The sequence below is a fragment of the Streptomyces sp. NPDC104313 genome, assembly GCF_055583985.1.
This window is the reverse complement of sequence record NZ_JBVJMW010000009.1, coordinates 1-22,606: the sequence shown is the minus strand read 5'-3', so window position 1 is coordinate 22,606 and position 22,606 is coordinate 1. Positions and strand designations below refer to the sequence as shown.

Sequence of the window (22,606 nt, the reverse complement as noted above, 5' to 3'; positions counted from 1 at the left end):
TCTGGAGCGAAGGCTCTCGTCACCATGTGACGGGCAGGGCGAGCGGGTAACGCCAGATGGACGTCGTGTTCCACGAGACGTCCGCGGGCGGCACGTCCAGACGCAGGGCCGGGAAGCGGGTCAGCAGCGTGGAGAAGGCCACTTCCAGTTCCATGGTGGCCAGCGGTGCGCCCAGGCAGTGGTGGGCGCCCCAGCCGAACGTCATGTGCGGGATGGTCGGCCGGTCGGGATCCAGCTCGTCGGGACGGTCGAACTTGGCGGCGTCCCGGTTGGCCGTCAGGTAGGACACGTGCACCACGTCGCCGGCCTTGATGAGGACTCCGGCGAGCTCCACGTCCTCCAGGGCGATGCGCGGGATGCCGACGCCCTTGCGGAAGGGGATGTGGCGCAGCAGCTCCTCCAGGGTGCGGGGCAGCCGCTGCGGTTCGGCTCGGAGCGACCGAGTCAGGTCCGGGCAGGTGAGCAGGGTGTAGGCGATGTTGCCGAGCTGATAGGTCGTGGTGTCCTGGCCGGTGATGAGCAGGACCATCGCCATGACGGCGAGCTCGTCGTCGTCCAGCAGTTCGTCGCCGTCCCGGGCGGTGGCCAGGGTGCTGATGAGGTCCTCGCCCGGGGAGCGGCGCCGCTCGGCGGTCAGCTCCTGGAAGTAGCCGCGCAGCTCCGCCTTGGCGCGTACCGCGTCCTGCTTGCCCGCGGCCCCGACGTTCATCATGGTCATGGCGTGGGCCCGGAGCCAGGGGCGGTCGGCCTCGGGGATGTCGAGTGCCTCGCAGATGGTGATCAGCGGCAGCGGCGCGGAGACCCGGGCGACGAAGTCGGCCGGTGAGCCCTCATCCTCCATCTCGTCCAGCAGCCGGTCCACCACACGCTGGGTCCCGCCGCGCATCTGCTCGACGCGACGCGGGGTGAAGCTCTTGGCGACCAGGCCCCGCAGCCGGCTGCTGGCGGGCGGGTCCATGAGGTTGATGGACTCCGCCTGCACGATCGGCTCCGGCGTCATCCGGGGGAAGTCGCGGCCGAGGACGGCGCTGCGACTGAACCGCCGGTCGGTGGTGACCGTCCGGACGTCCTCGTAGCGGGTGACCAGCCAGGCCTCGCCCTCTCCGTACGCCATACGGATGCGGGACACCGGCTCCTCGGTCAGCAATTGCCTGAGCTGGGGGTCGAACTCCAGCTGCTGCGCGTAGTCGAAAGGACAGTTTCGGACGGTTTCCTTGTTCTGCACCGAGGCGTTTTCCACCGAGGTTCTCCCAATGACCGCTTCGAGGAAAGGGCGTGTGCCGGACCGGGACCCGGCACCCGACCTACCCTGTGTGCCCCGTCACTCTTCGAAACATGTCAGTGACAGGCCGCAGTCAGTCGATCAGGGGGGCGCACGCCCCGGCGCTCAACCGGCCGCCTCCCCGATGGGCAGTGCCTCGGCCCGGTCCAGGACGTGGTGGCGGCCGATCGGGAGCATCAGGGGTCGGCCCGACACGGGGTCCTCGATGATGCGGCTGTCGAGGTCGAACACCGCCCGTACGGTCTCCTCCGTCAGTACCTCGGCCGGGGCGCCGGCCGCGTGGAGCCCTCCGTCGGCCAGCGCGATCAGGTGGTCCGCGTACCGGGCGGCGAGGTTGAGGTCGTGCAGGACCATCACGATGGTGGTGCCGCGGATGCGGTTCAGGTCGGTCAGGAGGTCCAGGACCTCGATCTGGTGGCTGGCGTCGAGGAAGGTGGTCGGCTCGTCGAGCAGCAGCAGATCGGTCTGCTGGGCGAGGGCCATGGCGATCCACACGCGCTGGCGCTGGCCGCCGGAGAGTTCGTCCACCGCGCGCTCGGCGAGCGGTTCGGTGTGCGTGGCCTCCAGGGCCGCGGCCACGGCGGCGTCGTCCTTCTCGTTCCAGCGGGAGAAGACGCCCTGGTGGGGGTGGCGGCCGCGGCCTACGAGGTCGGAGACGGTGATGCCCTCGGGTGCGACGGGCGACTGCGGCAGCAGGCCGAGGGTGCGGGCCAGCTCCTTGGCGGGCAGCCGGTGCACCTCCTTGCCGTCCAGGACGACGCGGCCGGCCCGGGGTGCGAGCAGTCGGGACATGGAACGCAGCAGCGTCGACTTGCCGCAGGCGTTGGCGCCGACGATCACGGTGATCCGGCCGGGCGGTACGGCCAGGTCAAGGGAGTCGACGACGGTGCGGTCGCCGTAGCCGAGGGTGAGTCCTTCGGCGGTCAGTCGGTGGTGCGTGGTCATAGCGAGCCTCCCGCCCGGTTGGTGCGGATGATCAGGTGGACGAGGTAGGGGGCTCCGAGGACGCCGGTGACGACGCCGACCGGGTAGCGCTCGCCGAAGGCGAACTGGCCGGTGAAGTCGGCGACGAGGACGAGCAGCGAGCCGACGAGTCCGGCGGGCACCAGAAGGGAGCCGCCCGCTCCGGTGATCCGGGCCGCGATGGGGCCGGAGAGGAACGCCACGAACGCGATGGGGCCGGCCGCGGCGGTCGCGAAGGCGATCAGACCGACGGCGGCGACGATCACCGTGATCCGGGTGCGCTCCACGCGTACGCCGAGGGCGGAGGCGGTGTCGTCGCCGAGCTGGAGTGCGGAGAGGTTTCGGGCCTGGCCCAGCAGCAGCGGGGTGAGGACGGCCGCCGCGAGGAGCGCGGGAACGGCCTGGTCCCAGGTGGCTCCGTTGAGGCTGCCGGTGAGCCAGCGCATCGCTTCCTGGAGGTCCCATTCGGCGGCCCGGGACAGGACGTAGGAGGTGATGCTGTCGAGCATCGCGGAGATCCCGATGCCGATCAGGATGAGCCGGGTGCCGACGACGCCGCCCTTGAAGGCCAGGGAGTACACGAGCAGCGCGACCCCGAGGCCGGCGGCGATGGCGAGGACGGAGACCTGCACCTCGCCGAGCGACAGGGTCACGATGGCGATGGCCGCGGCGGCGCTCGCCCCGGAGCTGATGCCGATGATGTCGGGGCTGGCGAGCGGGTTGCGGAGCATCGTCTGGAAGGTGACCCCGGCCAGGCCGAAGCTGAATCCGGCCACCAGGGCGAGGACCGCGCGGGGCAGCCGCAGCCGGCCCACCGTGAACGACGCGCCCGGCACCTGCTCCCCGAGGATCACCCGGAACACGTCGCCGGGCGGGTAGAACGTGCGGCCCGCCATAAGGGTCACGGCGAACACGGCGAGCACGAGGACCGCCAGCACCAGGACGACGAGGCGGCGGCGCGAGGCACCGCGCACGCGACGGCGGGTGGCGGCCTCGACGGACGGCCGCCGGGTGAGGACAGGGGCGCTCACAGGGCACGTACCTTCTGTCGGCGGACGATGTAGATGAAGAAGGGGGCCCCGATCAGTGCGGTCACGATGCCGACGTCGATCTCCGAGGGGCGTGCCACGATCCGGCCGACGACGTCGGCGGCGGTGAGCAGGACAGCGCCGAGCACGGTCGAGAGCGGCAGGAGCCAGCGGTGGTCGACGCCGACGAGGAGCCGGCAGGTGTGCGGGACGACGAGGCCGACGAAGCCGATCGGTCCGGCGACGGCGGTGGCCGCTCCACAGAGCAGTACGGCACCGAGGGCGGCCACGGCCCGTGCCACGACGACGCGCTCACCGAGTCCGGCCGCCAACTCATCACCGAGTGCGAGCGAGTTGAGGGCGCGGGCCGACAGCAGGCAGACGGCGAAGCCGACCGCGAGGAACGGCGCGACCTGGCCGATGCGTTCGAAGGACGCACCGCCGACGCCACCGATCTGCCACAGCTTGAAGCTTCCGGCGATGTCGTTGCGCGGCAGGATGACCGCGCTGACGAGCGAGGCGAAGGCGGCCGATGTGGCGGCCCCGGCGAGCGCCAGTTTGAGCGGAGTGGCCCCTCCCCTGCCGAGCGTGCCCACGGTGTGGACGAAGAGGGCGGACAGGGCGGCGCCCACGGTGGCTACCCAGATGTATCCGGTCGGCGAGGTGAGCCCGAAGAACGCGACCGCCGTGACGACGGCGAGCGAGGCGCCCATGTTGACGCCGAGGATGCCCGGGTCGGCCAGCGGGTTACGGGTCACCCCCTGCATCACGCCGCCCGCGAGGCCGAGTGCCGCACCGATGAGGACCGCGAGGACCGTACGGGGAATGCGCTTGATCGCCGCCGCTTGTCCCAGGGTGTCATCCGCGCCGCCGAGCGCCGCGACGACGTCGGGCCAGGGGACGTCGCGGGAGCCGAGGGCGACGGACGCGACCATGACCGCGGCCAGGGCGAGCACCGAGAAGAGGATCCACAGCAGGCGCACGCCCGCCGGACGCCTGGTGAGGACGTCCGGTGGGGTGCGGGTGTCGAGCTCGGTCACTTGACCTTGTCCGCGGCCTCGGCGAGCGCGGCGGCGTAGTCGTCCAGCACGTAGCCGATCGACAGCGGCGTCGGGTTGGCGGCGGTGGCCAGCGGGCTGGTGCCGGGCAGGAGGTAGACGGAGCCCCGCTCGACGGCGGGGATCTTCGAGAGCAGCGGGTCCTTGGTGATCGTCTTCAGCAGCGCGCCGGTGTCGTCGCCGTAGCCGGTGATGATGTCGACGTCGTCGAACGCGTCGATCTGCTCGGCGCTCTTGGTGAGGGCGAACTTCTTCGTGCCCTCGGATGCCTTCGCGATGGATCCGGGGATCTTCATCCCGAGGTCCTGGAAGAACTGCGTGCGGGTGTCGTGGGCGGTGTAGAAGCCGACCTGGCTGACGTCGTTGGGGTCGACGTGCGTCATGAACATCGCCGACACGCCCTTGAGCTGGGGGTATTTGGCGGCAGTCCTGGCGATGTCCCCGTCGAGCTTCTTGATCAGCTTCTCGCCCTCGTCGGCCAGTCCGATCGCCGTGCTGTTCGTCCGGATGATCTCGCGCCAAGGTGTCGCCCAGGCGGCGTCCGGGTAGGCGACGACGGGGGCGATCTCGCTGAGGGTCTCGTAGTCCTTCTTGGTCAGACCCGAGTACGCGGCCAGGATGACGTCCGGCTTCGTGTCCGCCACGGCCTCGAAGTCGATGCCGTCGGTCTCGTCGAAGAGCACCGGCGTCTTCGCCTTCAGCTCGTCGAGCTTCTCCTCGACCCAAGGAAGCACTCCGTCGTCGTTGTCGTCGCCGAAGTTGGCCGCGGCCATGCCGACGGGCACGACGCCGAGCGCGAGCGGCACCTCGTGGTTGGCCCAGTTGACGGTCGCGACGCGCTTCGGCTTCGCCGGGATGGTGGTCTTGCCCAGGGCGTGCTCGACGGTCAGGGGGAACCCGCCGGAACGGCTTTCGTCGTTCTTGTTCCCGGCGTCGGTGGTCCCGCCGCAGGCGGAGACGGAGACGAGGGCGGCCGCCACGACGAGCAGGCGGAGGCGGTGTGAGGACATGGGTGTGTACCCGGCTTTCCGGATGTCGGGGTACCGCTTCAAGCACGTCCGGGTGTGCGCAGCCGTCATGGATCGGTGCGCGGCGCGTGCGTCATCGGCTTAGGTAAGGCTTGCCTTCGCACTTTATGAGAAGGAGCACCACTGTCGCAATCAACCGTTTAGGACATGACCTGTAGCGATACGGACACGCGGCCCGGCGGTCATTCCGGCCGGAAGGCCCCCGGGGTGAGGCCCGTCGTGCGCCGGAAGGCAGCGCCGAACGCGCTCGCCGAGCGGTAGCCGACCTGTTCGGCCACGGCCTCCACGTCCCACCCTCGGGCCAGCAGGCCGATGGCGTGCTGGGCGCGGACCGCCGCCACCCAGCGCACGAAGCTCGTGCCCGTCTCGGTGGTGAACGCCCGGGTGACCGTGCGGGCGCTGACACCGAGGGCGGACGCCCAGTCCGCCAGCGTGCGCCGGTCGGCCGGGTCCTCGCGTACCGCTTCGGCGATCGGGCGCAGCAGCTCGGAGGCCGGGATCCGCACGAGCAGCTCACGGGGCGACGGTACGAGTACGTCGAGTACCAGCACCTCGGTCGCGGCCCGCGAGGCAGCCGTGAGGCCGGGTTCGCCGAGCCGTTCCAACAGCAGGCGCAACAGCGGGGTGATCACGACGGCGACCGGCACGGCGGAGATCGACGCGGTGGTGCGGAAGCCGAAGAAGCTCGCCCGGAACCAGGTTCCGGCGGTCGCCGATCCAGCGTGCAGGGTCCCCGCGGGCATCCACAGGCCAAGGGCCGGGGTGATCGTCCAGATCCGGCTCCCGACCACCGCCGTGGAGACTCCGCGCTCGTTCCAGAGAAGTTCGTGGAAGGGGTGGGAGTGCGCGTCCCAGAGCGTGTCGTGGGAGACGACCTCGTCGTAGCCCTTGATGACGAAGGGGGTGTCCACCGAGCCGGGAGCGAGCGTGGGCAGCGTCCGGGTCTCCCTGGTCACGGCAGGTGGACCTCGGTCGTACGGGGGCCGCTCGCGGCGGACGGGGCGCGCATCCGCCCAGCCTAGAGGCCAGGGGCGCGCGAAGCCAAAGCCCCCCTCCTCCTGCTTCAACTTGACGTTTACGCAGGTCAGTTACGCCCTTCAGGTGAAAGAGCCACGGCATTCCCCGCGGCCGCCGCTCCTCGGCGGACAGTGGGTGGGCCGACCGGGCACCGGGCCGCGGCCGGCGGAACGTGACATGCGGAGAAAGGTGACGGATTCATGGGCACTGAGGCCACCAGGCGGGTCACGCTCGTCTTCTCCCTGTTCGACGCCAACGCCAACGGCGTCCTGGAGGCGGACGACTTCGACCTCATGGCCGACCGCGTCGTCAGCGAGGCGCATGCGTCGGATCAGGCGGCGAAGGACACGATGCGCGCGGCGTTCAGGCGGTACTGGACGACGCTGCTCACCGAGCTGGACGCCGACGGGAACGGGGAGATCAGCTTCGAGGAGTTCACGGCGTGCGTGCTGTCGCCGGAGCGGTTCGACGCCACCCTCGCCGTGTTCGCCGGGGCACTGGCCGCGCTGGGCGACCCGGACGGCGACGGGCTGATCGAGCGCCCGCTGTTCATGGCGCTGATGAGGGCGATCGGGTTCGAGCCCGCGAACATCGACGCACTCTTCGACGCCTTCGAGCCGACCGACGGGGACCGGATCCGGGTGGAGACGTGGGTCGCCGGGATCAAGGACTACTACGCCCCGGGCAAGGCCGGCATCCCCGGGGACCATCTGGTCGTCGGCACCGCCGCCTGACCGGACGCGCACGCATACGGCCGACGACGGTGGACGCCCCTCCCGGGCGTCCACCGCCTTGCCGTCCCCGATACGTTCCGCCCGGTCCGGCGGTTCCTCGGACCCTCGTCGACGGGGCCGCCAGGTACGCCGCGGCTCTTCGGTGGTGGACGCCGGTCTCAGCGCTTGCCGAGGGGCGGGCGCTTCGTCCTGGGCGTACGCGGGCGGCGGCTCCCCGGAGGCTCGACGGGCTCGTTACGGCCGGCGAGGAGGACGGCCAGGCCCGCGAGTGCCATCAGCGCGGAGAGGGCGGTGAAGCCGGTGGAGAAGGTGGCCACTTGTGCTGCCACGCCCAGCATGAGGGATCCGAGGCCGGTGCCCGCGTCGTAGCCGATGTTCCACGCGACCGAGGCGGCGTGCCGGTTCTCCGTGCCCGCGTAGGCGAACGTCTGGACAAGGGTGAGGCTCTGGAGCCCCCCGTACGCCGCCCCCAGGAGAAGCAGTCCAGCCAGCAGGGCGGGGGCACGGTCCGATCCGATGGCGGACGCGATCAGTGCCAGGCCCGCGCACGCGGTGAGGGCGAGCACGCCGGTGATGGGCCGCGGGGCGATCCGGTCGGCGAGTTCGCCGCACCCCCAGCGGGCCAGCGCGGCGGTGGCGGTGAGGGCGAGCAGCCCAGTGGCGGCGAGCGCGGGAGTGGCGGTGAACTGCGGGGCGAAGGTGAGGACGGCTCCGCCCGCCGCCGTGACCAGGAGCAGCACGGCGAGGGGCCGCCGGATGCGTCGGAGCACCGCGGTGGCGGGGACGGGGTTCCGGGCGGGACCGTCCGGGGACGCCGGGCTGTCGGCGTGGGCCTCGACGGCGTGGCCGAGGGCCCGCGTCCAGGGCAGGGCGAGGACGGGGAGCACGCCGCAGGCGATGACCGCGGGCAGGGCGAACGTGTCGGTCAGCCAGGGGGCCGCCGGGGTCAGGACGACCTGGGGCAGGGCGACGGCGAGACCGTAGAGGCCGATGACCGCCCCCTGACGTCCGCGCGGGGCCAGTACGGCAGCGGCGGTGGCGCCGCAGACGGTGACGATGCCGAATCCCGCTCCACGCAGGGCGGTCGTCAGCAGGACGGGAGCCAAGTGGTCGCTGAGGGCTTGCAGGAGGGAGGGCAGGCCGAGCAGCAGGGCGCCGAGGACGAGGGTGCGGGTCCAACCGAGCCCGCGCAGCATGGTTCTGACGAACAACTGGGTCAGGACCGTGGCGGCCATCAGGACGGCGGTGACGAGTCCGGCGCCGAACGCGTCGGCCCCTCCCTCGACGGCCCAGGCCGGTGAGACCGGGAGCAGGAGGGCGAATCCGGAGAAGCAGAACAGCACCGTCGCCAGCAACTGCGGGATGCCCGGGGCCCGGACGGCGGATTTCTTCGCGGGTGCGGACATGAGCGTCGGGTTGTCCCTTTCACGTGCGGGGCGAGGAGCGGGAGCGGGGCGGTGGCGGTTGGTCCGGGCGGTGGGCGCAGGCCGTTCCCGTGACCCCCGACCGGGCGGCGGCACGGGGTTCAGTCCGCGGCGAGGGCGCGCAGGAACCGGTCCACCTGCTTCTTCGGGTCGATCCCCTCGGGCTCCCGCCCGGAAAGGATGCGGAAGAACACCGGGCCGATCAGCAGGGCGGTCGCCTGCTCAAGTGACAGTTCGCAGCCGCCGGCCTCCAGCAGCGGGGCCACCACCGCGGTAGCGCTCTCGCCGAGGACATCGCCGGACGCGAGGAGGGCGGCCACCTCCGCGTCGTGCTGGGCCTCCCCCAGAAGGGCGCGGTAGGCGGCTCCCGCATGCGAGTGCGTGAGGAAGCCGGTGAGGGCGTCGAGATAGGCCGCGAGGTCGTCGCGGGGGACTCCGGTGAGGGGAACCGCGAGCTCCTGCCGGGCGTCGATGACGCTGGCCTCGTAGAGGACCTCGGCCTTGTTCGACCACCAGCGGTACACGGTCTGCCGTCCCACTCCGGCGCGCTCCGCGATGCCTTTCATCGTCAGCGCCGCGTAACCGACTTCGACCAGGAGGTCGTCGACGGCGTGCAGCACGGCCGCGCGTGCGCTCTCGCTGCGGGGCCTGCCCCGGCCGCTTTCCTGAATCATGCCCCCACTATAAACGAGACACCGTGCACCGAATGGTGTTACCTTTACGAAGCACGGTGCCTCGAAATTGTGATCGGCCCGTGTCCCCGCTCTCCACATCCCAGAAGGAGGCCGTCAGCACCAGGTCCATCGCCGAGGCGATCGGCCGGAGGCTCGGCCTGCCGGTGATCTCCGTCGACCCCGCGAACGCCCGGGACCACTGCGGCTTCTTCGCCTCCACCATGACCGCCTCCAGCGACACGGCACGGAGGCTCCCGTCCTGGAAGCCCACCGCGCCGTCCCTGATCACCGGCATCGACACGGACGCCAACTGGGCCTGAACCGACGCCCGGACGCCCACCGGGGGGCCGACCCGCCGGGGTCACCCTTCCCCGCCGTCCCCCATCACCGTCCCCACCACCCAGACCTCCAGGAGCCCGCACGATGACCACGCACACCCATACCCTCGCGGAGCCGCGCCTCCGCTCCGCCCTGACCCGCATGTTCGAAGCCGCTGCCCGTGACGACGAGGCAGCGGCACGCGTGCGGAGTGCCCAGCCCCACGGCCGAGGAGCACTGACGGCGCAGGAACTCGCCGACGCGAACCGGGAGATCTACATGCCGATCTCGGCCGAAGGCGGCAAACTCCTCTACAACCTCGTCCGAGCCACCAGGCCCGCCAACGTCGTCGAGTTCGGCACCTCCTACGGCATCTCCACCCTCCACCTGGCGGCCGCCGTTCGCGACAACGGCTCAGGGCGCGTCATCACCACCGAGATGAACACGGCCAAGGCCGCCGCAGCCCGCGGCACCTTCACGGCCACCGGCCTCGACGACGTGATCACCCTCCTGGAGGGAAACGCCCTGCGGACGCTCGCCGCACTGCGGCAGCCCGTCGACTTCCTGTTCCTGGACGGCTGGAAGGACCTCTGCCTGCCCGTCCTGCGACTCCTGGAGCCAAACCTGGCCCCCGGCACCCTCGTCGTGGCCGACGACGTGGACCTCCCCGACCTCAACCCGTACCTCGACCACGTCCGTGACACCGGCAACGGCTACCACAGCGTCACCTTCCCGGTGGAGGACGGCCTCGAAATCAGCTGCCGCCTCTGACCCGGTCCGCTCCGAGGAGTCGGGGTCCGGGCTCCCCCGCCGGTGAAGCCCGGACCCCGATTCCTCCCCCGCCGCTCCCGGTCAGCCGGTCAGCAGGTCCGGGTTGCCCGCCAGCGCGGCCAGGCGGCCCCGCGGGTCCGGGACGAGCCGGCGTTCGGTGAGATCGAGGACGCCGGCCACGCCGGTGATCTCGGCGGCCACCGTGCCGTCCTCCTTGATGATGTGCTGCTCCAGCGTGAACGTCCTGCCCGTGCCGTAGTCGAACCGGCAGGTGACCCGTACGCGCTCGCCGCCGCGCAGCTCTCGGCGGTACTTGACCGTCACTTCCAGCTGCACCGGGCCGATCCCGTCGGCCAGCAGCTTCTCCTGCGGCAGCCCGGCGGTGCGGAGCAGCTCCCAGCGGGCGTGCTCCGCGTACTGGAGGTAGACGGCCTGGTTCAGGTGGCCCTGGGTATCGAGCTCGTAGCCGCGCACGGTCACATCAACGGAGAAGGTCATGACTGTGCGAACGTGTGCGCCCGCCCGCCCATTCCGGCACCCGCCGCGACCACCGCGACCGTCTTCTCCTCCACGAAGACCCGGAACTGGTCGGCGTCGTGGCGCACAGCGACCCGCGCGCGGACTCGGGCCCCGAAGAGCCTGACCCCGATGGGCCGAGCACCGCCTCCGCCCACTACGCCACCTCGACCGCAGCCGGTCCTCCGGGACGAACATCATCGACATGCGGATGCACATGAACTTCGGGGACGCGAACAACGCCTACGACAACGGCAAGGACTCCGACGACGCCACGTACAACGTCGTCCACGTCGACAGCCACGACTCCGGGCCCGACAAGAGCGGTACTTCGGGGACCATCTGGCCGGTGAGGTGACGGCTTCGGACCTCGGCACGGTGTCCTCGGCCAAAGGACGCCGTGACGGGTGACACCAAGGTGATCGGCGGCGACACGCTCGCGGTCCCGGCGCCCGGGAAGGGCAACCCGCGCGTGTACGTCCTGGACCTCGGCGGGAAGAACGCCGCGCCGGGGAGGCTCGGCGAGGCGGGCCCGTACCTGAAGTAACGGGGGGCTCAGTCGGCGATCCGCCGCACCGTGCGCAACAGGTAGTTCTTCCGGTGCAGCGGGTCGTGGTCGGTGCGCGGGCGGTCCGGGGGCGGGCCGGTCACCGGGCGGTGGCCGGCGAAGGCGGACTCCAGTACGCCCTCGCCGCGGGTCGACCCCGGCAGCAGCCGCTGGAGTTCGTGGACCCGGGCCGCCGGGATCTCGCCCTCCACGGTGCAGAGGGCACCGTGCGTCTCGGGTGGTCCCGGTTCCGCGCGGAGCCGGGCGAGGACCGGGGCCAGTGCGCCGAAGACGTCCGTGGGCGCCTCCAGACGAAAGCGGTGCATCGGCTCGTACACCCGGGTTCCGGCCCGGCGCAGCGCGTCCATCAGGACCAGCGGCGTCAGAACGCGGAAATCACCTGCCGTGCTTGACACGCTGTCGTATCCGGAATGCGTCTGGGTGACCACACAATCGGTGACCTGCCAGCCGTGCATTCCCTGGCCCAGGGTGGCACGCACGGTCTCCTCGACCGCCCGCATCAAGGAAGGGGGCATGGAGCCGCGTTCCACTTCGCGGCGGAACTCCACTCCGCTGCCGTACGGTGCCGGGTCGACGCGCAGTCCGACGGTGGCTAGGAAGGGATTGGGTTCCACGCCGATGAACTCCGCGGCCTCCCCCGTGCCGGCCGGCCTCTCCCGGCAGATGGTCGTGGTGCCCCGGAAGATCACGTCCACGCCGAACTCCTCGGCCAGAGTGCTCTGGATGACCTCCTTCTGCACCTCCCCGTAGAGCGAGAGGGACACCTCCCGGCGCAGCTCGTCGCGGCGGACGGCGATCAGCGGGTCCTGTTCGGCGAGGCGGCCGAGTGCGACGTGCAGGGCGCCCCGGTCCTCAGGACGTCGCGGTACGACGACCGTCTCCAGGGTCGGCGGGGCGAAGTACCGGTGCCCGGCCTCGGCCCGGTCCGCGCCGACGCTGTCGCCGATCCGGATACCGGTCAGCCCTTTCAGCCTGCCGATCCGGCCTGCGCGGAGCTCCGGCGCCGGCACCTCACGGCCGTTCTCGAAGACGCTCACCGCCGAGACCTTCCCTTCGCCCTCCTGACCGTCCGGGCTGCGGAAGCGCAGCACCTCGCGGGCGTGCACGGCCCCCTCGACCATGCGGACGTACGCGGTCCGCTCGCCGTTCGCGGTCCGGTCGACCTTGAACACCGTGCCCCGGGCCGGGGCCTTTGGATCCCCCGTGGCTGCGGGCAGCAGCGCGGTGATGCCGTCGACCAGGGCGTCGATACCCGCGCCGGTGGCGGCGGAGCCGAAGAAGACCGGGTGGACGAGGCACCGGGCGGTCTGTTCGGCCAGCGCCCCGAGGAGCCGCGCGTGGGCGATGCCCGCCGGGTCGTCGACGTACGCGCTCAGCAGTTCGTCGTCGTGCCGGGTGAGCAGGTCGGTGAGCGCACCGGTGAAACCGGGATCGGCCCCGGTGAACGGGGTGCTCGTCGCGGAGCGGGTGCCGAGGCCTCCTGCGGAGCCCATCGCGACGATGTCCGGGGAGAGCCGTTCGGCGATGCCCGTCAGCAGCGAGCCGTACCGTGCGCCGGGCCGGTCGGTCTTGTTGACGAACAGCAGGGTTGGGATGCGCAGTCGGCGCAGGGTGCGCAGCAGGACGCGGGTCTGCGCCTGGACCCCCTCCACCGCGGAGACCACCAGGACGGCTCCGTCGAGAACGCCGAGGACCCGCTCCACCTCGGCGATGAAGTCCGGGTGGCCGGGGGTGTCGATCAGGTTGACCGTGGTGGCGCCCAGGGTGAAGGAGACGACGGCGGACTTGATGGTGATGCCGCGTCGGCGCTCCAGAGCGAGGGAGTCGGTCCGTGTGCTGCCGTCGTCAACGCTGCCGATGGCGTCGATGGCCCCGGCGGTGTGGAGGAGCCGTTCGGTCAGGCTTGTCTTACCGGCGTCGACATGCGCCAGAATTCCCAGGTTCAACGTGTGCACAGAGCTTCATGTCCTTGAGAGAAAGGTCAGTTTCCGTCGGGAGGGACACGAAAGCTCGGCGCATGTTCGGACTCCTGGGTCGTACCGGTGGACTGCCGGAGTAGATCAGGGGGCCGCCGCGGGCCGCAACCGGTTATCCGCGGCGCGCACATGCGGGAAGCGCCTTTCGATGCGGCTGCGCAGGATCTCGCCGGGGCGCGGCACCGCAGTTGGACGTCCGGGTGGTCGAGGCGCTCGCCGATGCGCCGTGGGGCGGTGAGGTCGAACGGGGTGCCGGCCACCGGAGCGGGCGGGCCTTCGGGGACGGAGCCGGGGTCGGCATGAGGAGTTCCTTGGGGGTGCGGAAGGGGCCTCGCCGGGGCCGGTCGTCCACCTGCCGCCTGCCGGGCGGCAGTTAGGTGGACGACCGGGCTCTGGAAGGCCGCTGGCGGGGCGGTCCGGGAGCCTCGCGGGGCGTGGTGGACTCGCGGACGACGAGCCGGTAGCCGGGACGGGGCCGCCGGGGTTCGGTGACGGGGGTGCCCGCGAGACGTTCGACGAGGCTGTCGACGGCGAGCCGGGCGATGGCCGCCTTGTCCGGCGCGATGGTGGTGAGGGTGGTGGCCCCGTACCGGCTCTCCTCGATGTCGTCGAAGCCGACGACGGCGATGTCGTCCGGGATGACGAGGCCACGTTCGGTGATGGTGCGCATGGCTCCGGTCGCGATCATGTCGTTGTACGCGAACACGGCGTCGGGCCGCTCGCCCCGGTCGAGGAGGGAGGCCATCGCCGCCGCGCCGTCCTCGCGCCCGTAACCGTCGGTGACGACGACCAGGGACTCGTCGGGTTCGATTCCGGCGGCTGCCAGCTCCTCGCGCCAGCCGCGCAGCCGGAGGTGGGCGGGCTGGCGTTCCCGGCCGGTGCGGGAGCCGAGGAAGGCGATCCTGCGGTGACCGAGGGCGAGGAGGTGGGCGACGGCCTCGCGGGCGGCGGCCACGTTGTCGATGGCGATGTGGTCGTAGGGGGCCTCGTACTCGCGCTCGCCGAGCAGCACCAGCGGCGCGGTCTCGGTGCGGGCCATCAGGTCCTCGGTCTCGAGGTGGATGGGGCTGAGGATGAGGCCGTCGATGACGTGGGAGCGGAAGCCCTGGCAGACCAGCAGCTCCTTCTCCCGCAGGCCCGCCGTGTGGTCGACCAGGACGGTGTAGTCGTGCCGGGCCGCCGCGTCGACGACCTCGCCGGCCAGCTCGGCGAAGTACGGGTTGCCGAATTCGGGGACGGCGAGGGCGATGATGCCGGTGCGGCCCTTGCGGAGATGGCGGGCGGTGAGGTTCGGCCGGTAGCCGAGCTCGTCGATCGCCTGCTGGACCTTGGCCCGCATCTTCGGGGTGACGTGCTGGTAGTTGTTGACCACGTTCGACACGGTCTTGATGGACACGCCCGCCCGTTGAGCTACGTCCTTGAGGCTGGTGCCCACGGCACTCCTTGTTGCTTGGTTCGACACGGCCCGATCCGCATGGTTCAGGTGGTTCTGCGGCTGCGCGCGAGGTAACGCTGCGCCACCACGACAACGATAAGGAAGCCGCCGCTGACCACCGACTGGTACGAAGAGTTGAGTGAGCCGATCTGGTTGATGAGGTTCTGGATCACGGCGAGCAGCAGGACGCCCCAGAGGGTTCCGCTGATCGAACCGGCGCCGCCGATGAGGAGGGTGCCGCCGATGACGACGGCGGAGATCGCGTCGAGTTCCATGCCGACGCCGACGATGGTGACTCCGGAGGAGAGGCGGGCGGCGTTCAGTGCTCCGGCGAGTCCGGCCAGCAGTCCGCTGAGGGTGTAGACGAGGATCTTCGTCCGGGCGACGGGCAGGCCCATCAGGGTGGCCGCGTCGCTGCTGCCGCCCACCGCGAACAGGGTCTGTCCGAAGGAGGTGCGCTGGAGCAGCAGTCCGCCCGCCCCGAAGAGGGCCAGGGCGATGAGGATCGGGTATCCGAAGCCCCAGACGCTGCCCTGGCCGAGCTCGGCGAAGACGGAGTCCTTGGGCACCAGGTAGGTGGTGGCGCCCTCGTCGGTGAAGGCCAGCAGCATGCCGCGCGCCGCGAGGAGGGTGGCGAGCGTGACGATGAAGGGGGCCATGTTCGCGCGGGCGATGAGCAGCCCGTTGACCAGTCCGATCGTGCCGCAGATCACCAGCGGTACGAGCAGTGCGGCGAGGACGCCCCCTTGCGAGGCCCAGGCAGCGAGAACGCCGCCGAGGGCGAAGACGGAGCCGACGGAGAGGTCGATGCCGCCGGTGATGATGACCGGCGTCATGCCGAGGGCGACGATCGCGAGGAACGAGGCCTGGACGGTGACGCCCCGGGCGTTGTCGAGGCTCGCGAACGTCGGGTAGACGAACGAGGCGATGAGGATCACGGTCAGCAGGACCGCGAGGACGCCCTGGCGCTGCACGAGTTCGCCGATACGGGAGCCGGTGGAGCGTCCGGGGCGGGGTTCGGGGCGCGAAGGGGCGTCCTTGAGGGGTGCCGGAGCCACGGGCACGGTGGCCGGTGTGGTGTTGTTCATCGGGACCTACGCTCCCGGGCGACGTAGACGGCGGCGATGATGATGGCCGCCTGGGCGATCTGTGCGGTGGAGTCGGGCAGGTCGTGCTTGACGAGGGTGGCGCGCAGCAACTGCATGAGCAGGGCTCCGGCGACGGTGCCGAGGACCCGGATGGAGCCGCCGTTCAGCGGGGTGCCGCCGACGACGACCGCCGTGATGGCGGACAGCTCCATGAGGGTGCCGAGCGAGGACGGGTCGCTGGCGGTGAGCCGGGCGGTGGCGAGGATCCCGGCGAGCGCGGCCATCACCCCGCACAGGATGTAGACGCCGATCAGGACGCGCCTGACGGGCAGTCCGGACAGGGCGGCGGCCGAACGGTTGCCGCCGATGGCGACGATCTGCCGGCCGAAGGTGGTGCGCTGCACCAGGAAGGCGGCGGCGAACGTGAGGACGCCCGCGATGAGGACGACCGTCGGGATGCCGAGGAAGGAGCCGGTGCCCAGCGCGAGGATGTCGGGGTTGACGATCTGCTTGAGCCGGCCGTCCGCCATGACGAGGGCGAGGCCCCGGCCGCCGACGAACAGGGCGAGGGTGGCCACGATGGGTTGCAGTCCGACGAGGGAGACGAGCGTCCCGTTGATCGCGCCGACCACCGCCCCGGCGAGCAGGGCGATCAGGAGCGCGGGCAGAAGTCCGTATCCGAGGTAGAGCGGCAACAGGGCGGAGGCGAGCGCCATGGTGGAGCCGACGGAGAGGTCGATGCCCTCGGTGCCGATGACCAGGGCCATGCCGAGCGCGACGATCACGATGGGCGCGACCTGGACGAGCTGGGTGCGCAGGTTGTCGGCCGTCATGAAGTGTTCGGTGAACAGCGCGTTGAACAGCAGCACGACGGCGACGGCCGCGTACACCCCGTACTCCTGGTACCAGGCGGGGTCGCGCAGCCGGGCCAGTGGCTTCGCGGGGCGTCGCAGGGTGGCCTGGGTGGTCATCGGGGGCCCTCCTGGGCGGCCGGGGCCCTCCTGCCGGTGTCGGGCGTGTGGTCGGCGAGCACGGTGTCGGGCGTGTGGTCGGCGAGCACTTCGAGCAGGCGGCTCTCGGCCACCTCGTCGCCGGCGAGTTCTCCGACGACCGCGCCGCCGCGCAGGACGACGATGCGGTCGGCGCCCTCGATCAGCTCCTCGATGTCGGAGGAGATCAGCAGCACGGCAAGGCCCTCGCGGGCGAGTTCGTCGATGAGGGACTGCACCTCGGCCTTGGCGCCGACGTCGATGCCCCGGGTGGGCTCGTCGAGCAGAAGCACCTTGGGCTCCAGGCAGAGCCAGCGGGCGAGCAGCACCTTCTGCTGGTTGCCGCCGGAGAGTTCGCCGACCTTCTGCTCAGGGCTGGAGGCCTTGATCCGCAGCCGTTTCATGAAGACGTCGACGACGCGGTCCTGTCTGGCGCGGGAGACGATGCCGCCCCTGGAGAGCCGGGGCATGGCGGCGAGCACGATGTTCTCGCGCACGGAGAGACCGGGGACGATGCCCTCGGCCTTGCGGTCCTCGGGGAGCATACTGATGCCCGCGCGGATGGCGGCGGCCGGGGTGGGGCGGCCGACGCGCCCGCCGTCGACGGTGATCTCCCCGCCGTCCAGGGGCAGCGCGCCGGTCAGCGCCTTCGCGGTCTCGCTGCGCCCGGAGCCCAGCAGGCCGCCGAGCCCCAGAACCTCACCGGCATACAACTCAACCGATATGTCATGCAGTTGATGGCGACGGTCGAGGCCCTTGGCCGTGAGGACGGGGGTGCGGGCGGCGTCGTGCCCTTCGGCGGCGAAGCCGGTGAGGCCGTCGCGCCGGACCTCGGCCATATCCCGGCCGAGCATCATCGACACCAGTCGCATGCGCTCCAGCGGGGCCAGTTCGCCGGTGTGGATGTGGCGGCCGTCGCGCAGGACGGTGACCCGGTCACAGATGCGGTAGAGCTCGTCCATGCGGTGGCTGACGTAGAGGACGGCGACGCCCTGGCCGCGCAGGTCCTCGATGACCCGGAAGAGGGTCTCGACCTCTCGGGGCTCCAGCGACGAGGTGGGTTCGTCCATAATGACGACCTGGGCCCGTACGGAGACGGCGCGGGCGAGGGCGACCATCTGCTGGGTGCCGATGCCGAGTGTGTGCAGGGGTTGCTTGGGGTCGACCCGGACGCCGAACCCGTCGAGGAGCTCGGTGGTCTCGCGGTTCATCCGGGCGAAGTCGATGAGACCGATGCGGTTCTTCGGTTCCCGGCCCAGGAAGATGTTGCGCGCCACACTCATCAGCGGGACGAGGTTCACCTCCTGGTAGATGGTGGAGATCCCGGCCTGTTGCGCCTCGAACGGGCGGGCGAAGCGTACCTGTTCGCCGCGGAGGCGCACCTCGCCCTCGTCGCTCCGGTAGACGCCGGTGAGCACCTTGATAAGGGTGGACTTGCCGGCCCCGTTCTCACCGACGAGCGCGTGGACCTCGCCCGCGCGCAGGGCGAAGGAGACGCCGTCCAGGGCGACGACGCCCGGGAACCGCTTGCTCACCGAGCGGGTTTCGAGGAGGGGGGCCGCCACGGCGGCGGCACCGGCGCCGGCGGTTTCCGGGTGCTGGGGTGTCGCTCGGGTTGGTGCCATGAATCCTGGCCTTCCGGTGTTACGGGAAACGGTGCCGGGCCGCCGCACGCCTCGGGTGCCCCGGGCGTCGCGGCGGCCGGACCGCCGGTCGGGTCAGTACGCTCCGCCGAGCGATTCCCCGGCGTTGGCCTCGTCGTACTCGCGGTCGGTGATGATCACGTTCTCCGGGATCTCCTCACCGGCGTAGAACTTCCGCGCGGTGGCGAAGGCGAGCGGGCCGAAGCGCGGGTTGGACTCGATGACGGCGTTGTACTCGCCGTCGACGAGGGCTTGGACGGCGTTGCGGGTGCCGTCGACGGAGACGATCTTGACGTCCTTGCCGGGCTTCTTGCCGGCGGCCTTCAGCGCGGTGACCGCCCCGAGGCCCATCTCGTCGTTCTCGGCGTAGACGGCGCTGATGTCCGGCTTGGACTGGATGAGCTGCTCCATGACCTGCTGGCCCTTGTCGCGGGCGAAATCGCCGGTCTGCTGGGCGACGATCTCCAGGCCGGGCGCCTCGGCCTTGACCTGGTCGACGAATCCCTTGGTGCGGTCGGTGGTGACGTTGTTTCCGGACGCGCCGAGCAGGATGGCGACCTTGCCCCTACCGCCGGTGACCTTGATCATCGCGTCGGCGGCGCGCTTGCCCTGCTCGACGAAGTCGGAGCCGAGAAAGGCGACATAGTCCTTGCAAGCGGTGGAGTTGACCTTGCGGTCGATGGTGAGGACGGGGACCTTCTTGACCGCCGCCGCCTTCAACGCGGGCTCAAGACCGTCGGAGTTGAGGGGCGCGACGATGAGGAACTGCGCACCCTGCGACAGCATGTCCTGGATGTCGCTGATCTGCTTGGACAGCTGGGACTGGGCGTTGGTGGTGAGAAGCTTCTTGACGCCGATCTTCTTCGCCTCGTCCTTGATGGACCGGGTCTCGGCGATCCGGAAGGGGTTGGCCTCCTTCTCCGACTGGGAGAAGCCGACCACCGCGTCCTTCAGGTCGAGCTCGGGCGCGCCGTAGGTCTCCAGCTTGCAGCCCGAACCGGACGTGGAATCCGGCGTTCTGGCCTCCTGTGCGCCTTGACTGCTGTCGCCGCCCGCGCTGTTGGAGGTCTCCGACCTGGCACAGCCGGCGGCGGCCAACGTGATGGCGGCGAGGACACAGGCCGCGGCGAGGGTACGGGATCGACGCTGGATCATCATGCGCGGAAAGCTCCTTGGCGGGTCGGCGGCACTCTGACAGGCGTGCGGTCGGGCATGCGGGACGAGACATCGGCTGCCCTGCGGCCGACGCCACCGCATGCCTCACACCCCTGTTCCGTACTGCGGGAGCAGCGGTCGTGAGAGCCTGCGCGGCCTGTCGGCGGCTCGGTTTACAACGTTATATATGCGGTGCGGCGCGGGCGGCAAGAGCGATGTCGATGCGTTCTCAGAATGTGTCGGCAGACCGCCGGGACGCTTCCGGCGTCAGCAACCCACCCTTCGGCAAAGGCTCGGTGCGAGGTCTGGACACCCGCCCGGCGCCGTGCTGTCATACCGCCGGACGCCCGATTTCCAACGTTGCGAGAACGGTTGCCGTCCGACCGCCCCGCCGTGCGAGGCGGCCCCCACCACGCTCCTCAATCTCCCACCGGGCAGGGTGAAGGCGCCCGGCCGGTCGGCCGGGCCGCGAAGCTCCAGCTGGAGTGACCGTGCGGCCGGAACGAGGGGTTCTCGCACCTCCTCGACCGACGTGGTCGACAACCACATCTACGTCAGGTCCCGGGAACACCGCGCCGAACGCCACCCGGGGCGCCGGGCTCGGCGGGCTCGGCGGGCTCGGCGGGCTCGGCTAACGGCTGTCCGGTCGATCATGAGCCTGAGATGGAACGTGCATGATGTCGCCCAGCTCCTGGCATCTGCGACGCCACCACGGCCAGGCATCCGGAGCGTGAGGGTTGAACAGAGTGCGTGCCAGGAAGTCAGCGTCGATCTCTTTGACCATCGATGCGACTTCCCGGGCTGCTCGTCTGTCGAGAGCGCCGATGGCCCGCTCTATCAGGAGCCGTTCGTCCCAGATGTCGTAGCCGGGCAGGTGCGGTTTGGGCAGATACAGCGGCCATCCTGGACGGCGTACGAAGCCTCGCCAGCAACGGACGGCTTGTTCGAGCGCCCGGACAGGAAGACCGCGTTCGGCCTCGAACCGGGCCACCTGGCGACGCGTGTGGGACGAGAACTGTGAGGAACGGCGCTGATAGTCCTGAAGATGGGACCGGCAGACAGCGTCCAGACGTAGAGCAGCCGCCGTCTTGCGGGGCATGACTCTTCTTTCGAAGTAGTGATCTCGCCGAGTCACTCTAGAAGATCACTGAAAATCTTGTCTGAGGGGTCGCCTGGGGGTGTGCCGGATGGCCCCTCGCGCTATGCGGTGGCAGGGGTGAGTGTCCAGGTGCCGTTGGTGGGGGTGAGTCCGAGATTGATCAGGCGGCGGAGGTTGAGGGCGGCGGCACGGTTGTGGAGCCAGGTGTCGTTCTTGAGGACGCCTCGGTAGGGGACGCGGCGGTTGCCCTTGGCGACGAGCCAGGCGATGGCGCGTTCGACTGGTGGGCGCCATCGGCGGTACTCGGCCTGCCAGCCGGGGTCGGTGGCGGCTTGGTCGCGGGCGGCTTTGAGCAGGTCGTACTTGGCGTGGACGCTGAAGACACGGCCGGTCTTGGAGCGGGTGCACCGGTCCTTGAGCGGGCAGGCGGCGCACAGTTTCTTGAACTGGGCCTGGCGTGCGCCGTTGGCCAGTGGCCGGCCGAGCGTGACGGTGTGTCCGGCGGGGCAGGTGACCTGGCCCTGTTCGGTGTCGACGGTGAACTCGTCGGCGGTGAAGCCGCCAGGGACGGCTGGTTTGAGCGGCGGGGGCTTCAGGACCAGGTCGTGTCCCTGGGCCTGGAGGTGTTCGCGTAGGTCGCCGGTGCCGTAGGCGGCATCGCCCAGGGCAGTGACCGGCAGGTCTTCGTCGGCGAGGAGGTCGCGGGCGACGGCGGCCTCGTGGTTGCCGGCCCCGCTGCCGACTGTCAGCGCGACCTCGGTGAACAGTCCCGCCTCGGGCTCGAAGGCCACGTGGGCGCGGAATCCTTCCTGGTGGCGGGTCCGGTTCTTGTGGATGTGACGGGCTTCGGGGTCGACGGTGGACACGGTGCGGTCGTAGACGGTGCGCCGGGCGATCTGCCAGCGTCCGTCCCGGCCGTCGCCGTCGTCGGCGGGTTCGACGTCCTGGCCCGCGACCAGCGCGAGCAGGCCGAGAGCGTTCGCCGCGGCTTCACCGAGTTCCTGCTCGGGCAGGCGGCCCAGCAGGTTCAGGGCGTCGGTGACCAGGGCGTCGATCAGCGTGGCGCGGGCCTGCTCGTCGTTCCACGCGATCTTGGGTTTGCCGGGGTCGGTGTAGTCGTGGGCGGTGCACCAGGTTGCGACGGTCTGCCCGGCGTGGGGGACCTCGCGGATGACCCGGCGGATCGCGGCGACGAGCTGGGTGACGGTGTCCTGGGTGGCGACCGCGTCGTCGAGCACGGTGGAGTCCAGGGCGCGGCGCTGCCGGCCCTTGAGGACGCCGGTGGCCGCGACGACCTCTCTGACCTTGTGGAACAGCCGGTTCGGGTCACTGGAGCGCTGCAGGCGTCGGCGGAAGTAGGTCAGAAGGGACGGGTCGAACGCGGTGTCGTGCAAGCCGAGCCCGCAGGCGGCCTTCCACCGCAGGTCACAGCGCAGCACCTGCACCGTCTCGAAGTCGGAGAGCCCGTGCAGGCTCTGCAGCACCACCGCCGAGGCCAGGACCTGCGGCGGCAGCGACGGCCGCCCGTTCGTGGACGGGTACATGTCCACGAACATCGACCCGGGGAACAGTGTCTCCCGGTGCCCGGCCAGGAACGCGAACACGCTCCCAGGAGGGATCAACTCCCGGCAGGACTCCCACACATCCTCGCCGACGCTCTCGCCATCCCATTCCCCCTGCATAAACAGCAGTCTGGCCCCGCGTCAGCACCCGCGAGGCCAGAACCCCAGATTTTCAGTGATCTTCTAGACGAGTCATTCCGAATGCTGACGATGCGTTCGGGAATGCAGACAGGGCGTCCAAGATCGTTGTGTGACGAACAACCTGGACGCCCTGCTGA

At 70.6% G+C, this 22,606-nt stretch carries 20 protein-coding genes and 1 pseudogene; 4 read left to right on the top strand and 17 right to left on the bottom strand.

The window, feature by feature from the left end:
• Nucleotides 1-19: 19 nt before the first annotated feature.
• The 6 genes from ACZ60Q_RS21600 to ACZ60Q_RS21575 form a co-directional block, all read right to left on the bottom strand.
• Nucleotides 20-1,240 (bottom strand): cytochrome P450, encoded by a 1,221-nt coding sequence (locus ACZ60Q_RS21600; RefSeq protein ID WP_469636898.1) that lies wholly within the window; start codon nucleotides 1,238-1,240, stop codon nucleotides 20-22.
• 147 nt (nucleotides 1,241-1,387) lie between these two features.
• Nucleotides 1,388-2,227, bottom strand: coding sequence for an ABC transporter ATP-binding protein (locus ACZ60Q_RS21595; RefSeq protein WP_469636895.1), 840 nt, complete (start codon nucleotides 2,225-2,227; stop codon nucleotides 1,388-1,390).
• Nucleotides 2,224-3,276, bottom strand: coding sequence for a FecCD family ABC transporter permease (locus ACZ60Q_RS21590; protein ID WP_469636892.1), 1,053 nt, complete (start codon nucleotides 3,274-3,276; stop codon nucleotides 2,224-2,226). The genes ACZ60Q_RS21595 and ACZ60Q_RS21590 overlap by 4 nt, the downstream gene beginning before the upstream one ends.
• Entirely contained in the window at nucleotides 3,273-4,313 is a 1,041-nt protein-coding gene (locus ACZ60Q_RS21585) for a FecCD family ABC transporter permease (RefSeq protein WP_469636889.1), read from the bottom strand. Before ACZ60Q_RS21585 ends, ACZ60Q_RS21590 begins: the two co-directional genes overlap by 4 nt.
• Nucleotides 4,310-5,341: an iron-siderophore ABC transporter substrate-binding protein gene (locus ACZ60Q_RS21580; protein ID WP_469636886.1), complete on the bottom strand. Its 1,032-nt coding sequence runs from the start codon at nucleotides 5,339-5,341 to the stop codon at nucleotides 4,310-4,312. The genes ACZ60Q_RS21585 and ACZ60Q_RS21580 overlap by 4 nt, the downstream gene beginning before the upstream one ends.
• Nucleotides 5,342-5,541: 200 nt before the next feature.
• Nucleotides 5,542-6,315: a helix-turn-helix transcriptional regulator gene (locus tag ACZ60Q_RS21575; RefSeq protein WP_469636884.1), complete on the bottom strand. Its 774-nt coding sequence runs from the start codon at nucleotides 6,313-6,315 to the stop codon at nucleotides 5,542-5,544.
• Between the two features lie 261 nt (nucleotides 6,316-6,576).
• On the opposite strand from ACZ60Q_RS21575, the gene ACZ60Q_RS21570 reads away from it, so the two are divergent.
• Nucleotides 6,577-7,110, top strand: coding sequence for an EF-hand domain-containing protein (locus ACZ60Q_RS21570; protein WP_469636881.1), 534 nt, complete (start codon nucleotides 6,577-6,579; stop codon nucleotides 7,108-7,110).
• Nucleotides 7,111-7,268: 158 nt separating this feature from the next.
• Here ACZ60Q_RS21570 and ACZ60Q_RS21565 read toward each other — a convergent pair whose 3' ends face one another.
• Both ACZ60Q_RS21565 and ACZ60Q_RS21560 read right to left on the bottom strand, forming a co-directional pair.
• Complete coding sequence (locus tag ACZ60Q_RS21565) at nucleotides 7,269-8,516, bottom strand: MFS transporter (RefSeq protein ID WP_469636878.1); 1,248 nt, start codon at nucleotides 8,514-8,516, stop codon at nucleotides 7,269-7,271.
• A 119-nt stretch (nucleotides 8,517-8,635) separates the two neighbouring features.
• Complete coding sequence (locus ACZ60Q_RS21560) at nucleotides 8,636-9,208, bottom strand: TetR/AcrR family transcriptional regulator (protein WP_469636875.1); 573 nt, start codon at nucleotides 9,206-9,208, stop codon at nucleotides 8,636-8,638.
• A gap of 80 nt (nucleotides 9,209-9,288) precedes the next feature.
• On the opposite strand from ACZ60Q_RS21560, the gene ACZ60Q_RS21555 reads away from it, so the two are divergent.
• Together ACZ60Q_RS21555 and ACZ60Q_RS21550 are read left to right on the top strand one after the other, a co-directional pair.
• Complete coding sequence (locus ACZ60Q_RS21555; RefSeq protein WP_469636872.1) at nucleotides 9,289-9,528, top strand: hypothetical protein; 240 nt, start codon at nucleotides 9,289-9,291, stop codon at nucleotides 9,526-9,528.
• Nucleotides 9,529-9,631: 103 nt separating this feature from the next.
• The gene (locus tag ACZ60Q_RS21550; protein ID WP_469636869.1) at nucleotides 9,632-10,297 is read left to right on the top strand and encodes an O-methyltransferase; all 666 of its coding nucleotides are present in this window, start codon (nucleotides 9,632-9,634) and stop codon (nucleotides 10,295-10,297) included.
• Nucleotides 10,298-10,378: 81 nt separating this feature from the next.
• Here ACZ60Q_RS21550 and ACZ60Q_RS21545 read toward each other — a convergent pair whose 3' ends face one another.
• Nucleotides 10,379-10,795, bottom strand: a complete 417-nt coding sequence (locus ACZ60Q_RS21545; RefSeq protein WP_469636866.1) for an acyl-CoA thioesterase — start codon at nucleotides 10,793-10,795, stop codon at nucleotides 10,379-10,381.
• A 187-nt stretch (nucleotides 10,796-10,982) separates the two neighbouring features.
• Here ACZ60Q_RS21545 and ACZ60Q_RS21540 point away from each other — a divergent pair.
• Nucleotides 10,983-11,360, top strand: a pseudogene (locus ACZ60Q_RS21540) (hypothetical protein); the annotation flags it as partial.
• 8 nt (nucleotides 11,361-11,368) lie between these two features.
• On the opposite strand, the gene ACZ60Q_RS21535 reads toward ACZ60Q_RS21540, so the two are convergent.
• The 8 genes from ACZ60Q_RS21535 to ACZ60Q_RS21500 all read right to left on the bottom strand — a co-directional run bounded on the left by ACZ60Q_RS21535 (nucleotide 11,369) and on the right by ACZ60Q_RS21500 (nucleotide 22,448).
• Nucleotides 11,369-13,336: a GTP-binding protein gene (locus ACZ60Q_RS21535; protein ID WP_469636863.1), complete on the bottom strand. Its 1,968-nt coding sequence runs from the start codon at nucleotides 13,334-13,336 to the stop codon at nucleotides 11,369-11,371.
• A 394-nt stretch (nucleotides 13,337-13,730) separates the two neighbouring features.
• A complete protein-coding gene (locus ACZ60Q_RS21530; RefSeq protein WP_469636861.1) occupies nucleotides 13,731-14,792 on the bottom strand; it encodes a LacI family DNA-binding transcriptional regulator in 1,062 nt (353 codons plus the stop codon).
• Nucleotides 14,793-14,836: 44 nt separating this feature from the next.
• Nucleotides 14,837-15,880 (bottom strand): ABC transporter permease, encoded by a 1,044-nt coding sequence (locus tag ACZ60Q_RS21525; RefSeq protein WP_469636858.1) that lies wholly within the window; start codon nucleotides 15,878-15,880, stop codon nucleotides 14,837-14,839.
• A complete protein-coding gene (locus ACZ60Q_RS21520; protein WP_469636855.1) occupies nucleotides 15,877-16,851 on the bottom strand; it encodes an ABC transporter permease in 975 nt (324 codons plus the stop codon). The genes ACZ60Q_RS21525 and ACZ60Q_RS21520 overlap by 4 nt, the downstream gene beginning before the upstream one ends.
• Nucleotides 16,848-18,494 carry a sugar ABC transporter ATP-binding protein gene (locus ACZ60Q_RS21515; RefSeq protein ID WP_469636852.1) on the bottom strand — a complete coding sequence of 549 codons (1,647 nt, stop codon included), beginning with the start codon at nucleotides 18,492-18,494 and terminating at the stop codon, nucleotides 16,848-16,850. Before ACZ60Q_RS21515 ends, ACZ60Q_RS21520 begins: the two co-directional genes overlap by 4 nt.
• A 93-nt stretch (nucleotides 18,495-18,587) precedes the next feature.
• Nucleotides 18,588-19,670: an ABC transporter substrate-binding protein gene (locus tag ACZ60Q_RS21510; RefSeq protein WP_469636849.1), complete on the bottom strand. Its 1,083-nt coding sequence runs from the start codon at nucleotides 19,668-19,670 to the stop codon at nucleotides 18,588-18,590.
• A 628-nt stretch (nucleotides 19,671-20,298) separates the two neighbouring features.
• On the bottom strand, nucleotides 20,299-20,766 hold the full coding sequence (locus ACZ60Q_RS21505; RefSeq protein WP_469636846.1) for a hypothetical protein: 468 nt from the start codon (nucleotides 20,764-20,766) through the stop codon (nucleotides 20,299-20,301).
• 101 nt (nucleotides 20,767-20,867) lie between these two features.
• The gene (locus tag ACZ60Q_RS21500) at nucleotides 20,868-22,448 is read right to left on the bottom strand and encodes an IS1182 family transposase (RefSeq protein ID WP_469636843.1); all 1,581 of its coding nucleotides are present in this window, start codon (nucleotides 22,446-22,448) and stop codon (nucleotides 20,868-20,870) included.
• Nucleotides 22,449-22,606: the final 158 nt, after the last annotated feature.

What these genes read in the sequence shown, in the direction of transcription:
- ACZ60Q_RS21510 (WP_469636849.1), bottom strand. Translation starts at nt 19,670, where the DNA reads ATGATGATCCAGCGTCGATCCCGTACCCTCGCCGCGGCCTGTGTCCTC.
- ACZ60Q_RS21505 (WP_469636846.1), bottom strand. Translation starts at nt 20,766, where the DNA reads ATGCCCCGCAAGACGGCGGCTGCTCTACGTCTGGACGCTGTCTGCCGG.
- ACZ60Q_RS21500 (WP_469636843.1), bottom strand. Translation starts at nt 22,448, where the DNA reads ATGCAGGGGGAATGGGATGGCGAGAGCGTCGGCGAGGATGTGTGGGAG.
- ACZ60Q_RS21570 (WP_469636881.1), top strand. Translation starts at nt 6,577, where the DNA reads ATGGGCACTGAGGCCACCAGGCGGGTCACGCTCGTCTTCTCCCTGTTC.
- ACZ60Q_RS21580 (WP_469636886.1), bottom strand. Translation starts at nt 5,341, where the DNA reads ATGTCCTCACACCGCCTCCGCCTGCTCGTCGTGGCGGCCGCCCTCGTC.
- ACZ60Q_RS21515 (WP_469636852.1), bottom strand. Translation starts at nt 18,494, where the DNA reads ATGGCACCAACCCGAGCGACACCCCAGCACCCGGAAACCGCCGGCGCC.
- ACZ60Q_RS21545 (WP_469636866.1), bottom strand. Translation starts at nt 10,795, where the DNA reads ATGACCTTCTCCGTTGATGTGACCGTGCGCGGCTACGAGCTCGATACC.
- ACZ60Q_RS21560 (WP_469636875.1), bottom strand. Translation starts at nt 9,208, where the DNA reads ATGATTCAGGAAAGCGGCCGGGGCAGGCCCCGCAGCGAGAGCGCACGC.
- ACZ60Q_RS21595 (WP_469636895.1), bottom strand. Translation starts at nt 2,227, where the DNA reads ATGACCACGCACCACCGACTGACCGCCGAAGGACTCACCCTCGGCTAC.
- ACZ60Q_RS21525 (WP_469636858.1), bottom strand. Translation starts at nt 15,880, where the DNA reads ATGAACAACACCACACCGGCCACCGTGCCCGTGGCTCCGGCACCCCTC.
- ACZ60Q_RS21565 (WP_469636878.1), bottom strand. Translation starts at nt 8,516, where the DNA reads ATGTCCGCACCCGCGAAGAAATCCGCCGTCCGGGCCCCGGGCATCCCG.
- ACZ60Q_RS21520 (WP_469636855.1), bottom strand. Translation starts at nt 16,851, where the DNA reads ATGACCACCCAGGCCACCCTGCGACGCCCCGCGAAGCCACTGGCCCGG.
- ACZ60Q_RS21550 (WP_469636869.1), top strand. Translation starts at nt 9,632, where the DNA reads ATGACCACGCACACCCATACCCTCGCGGAGCCGCGCCTCCGCTCCGCC.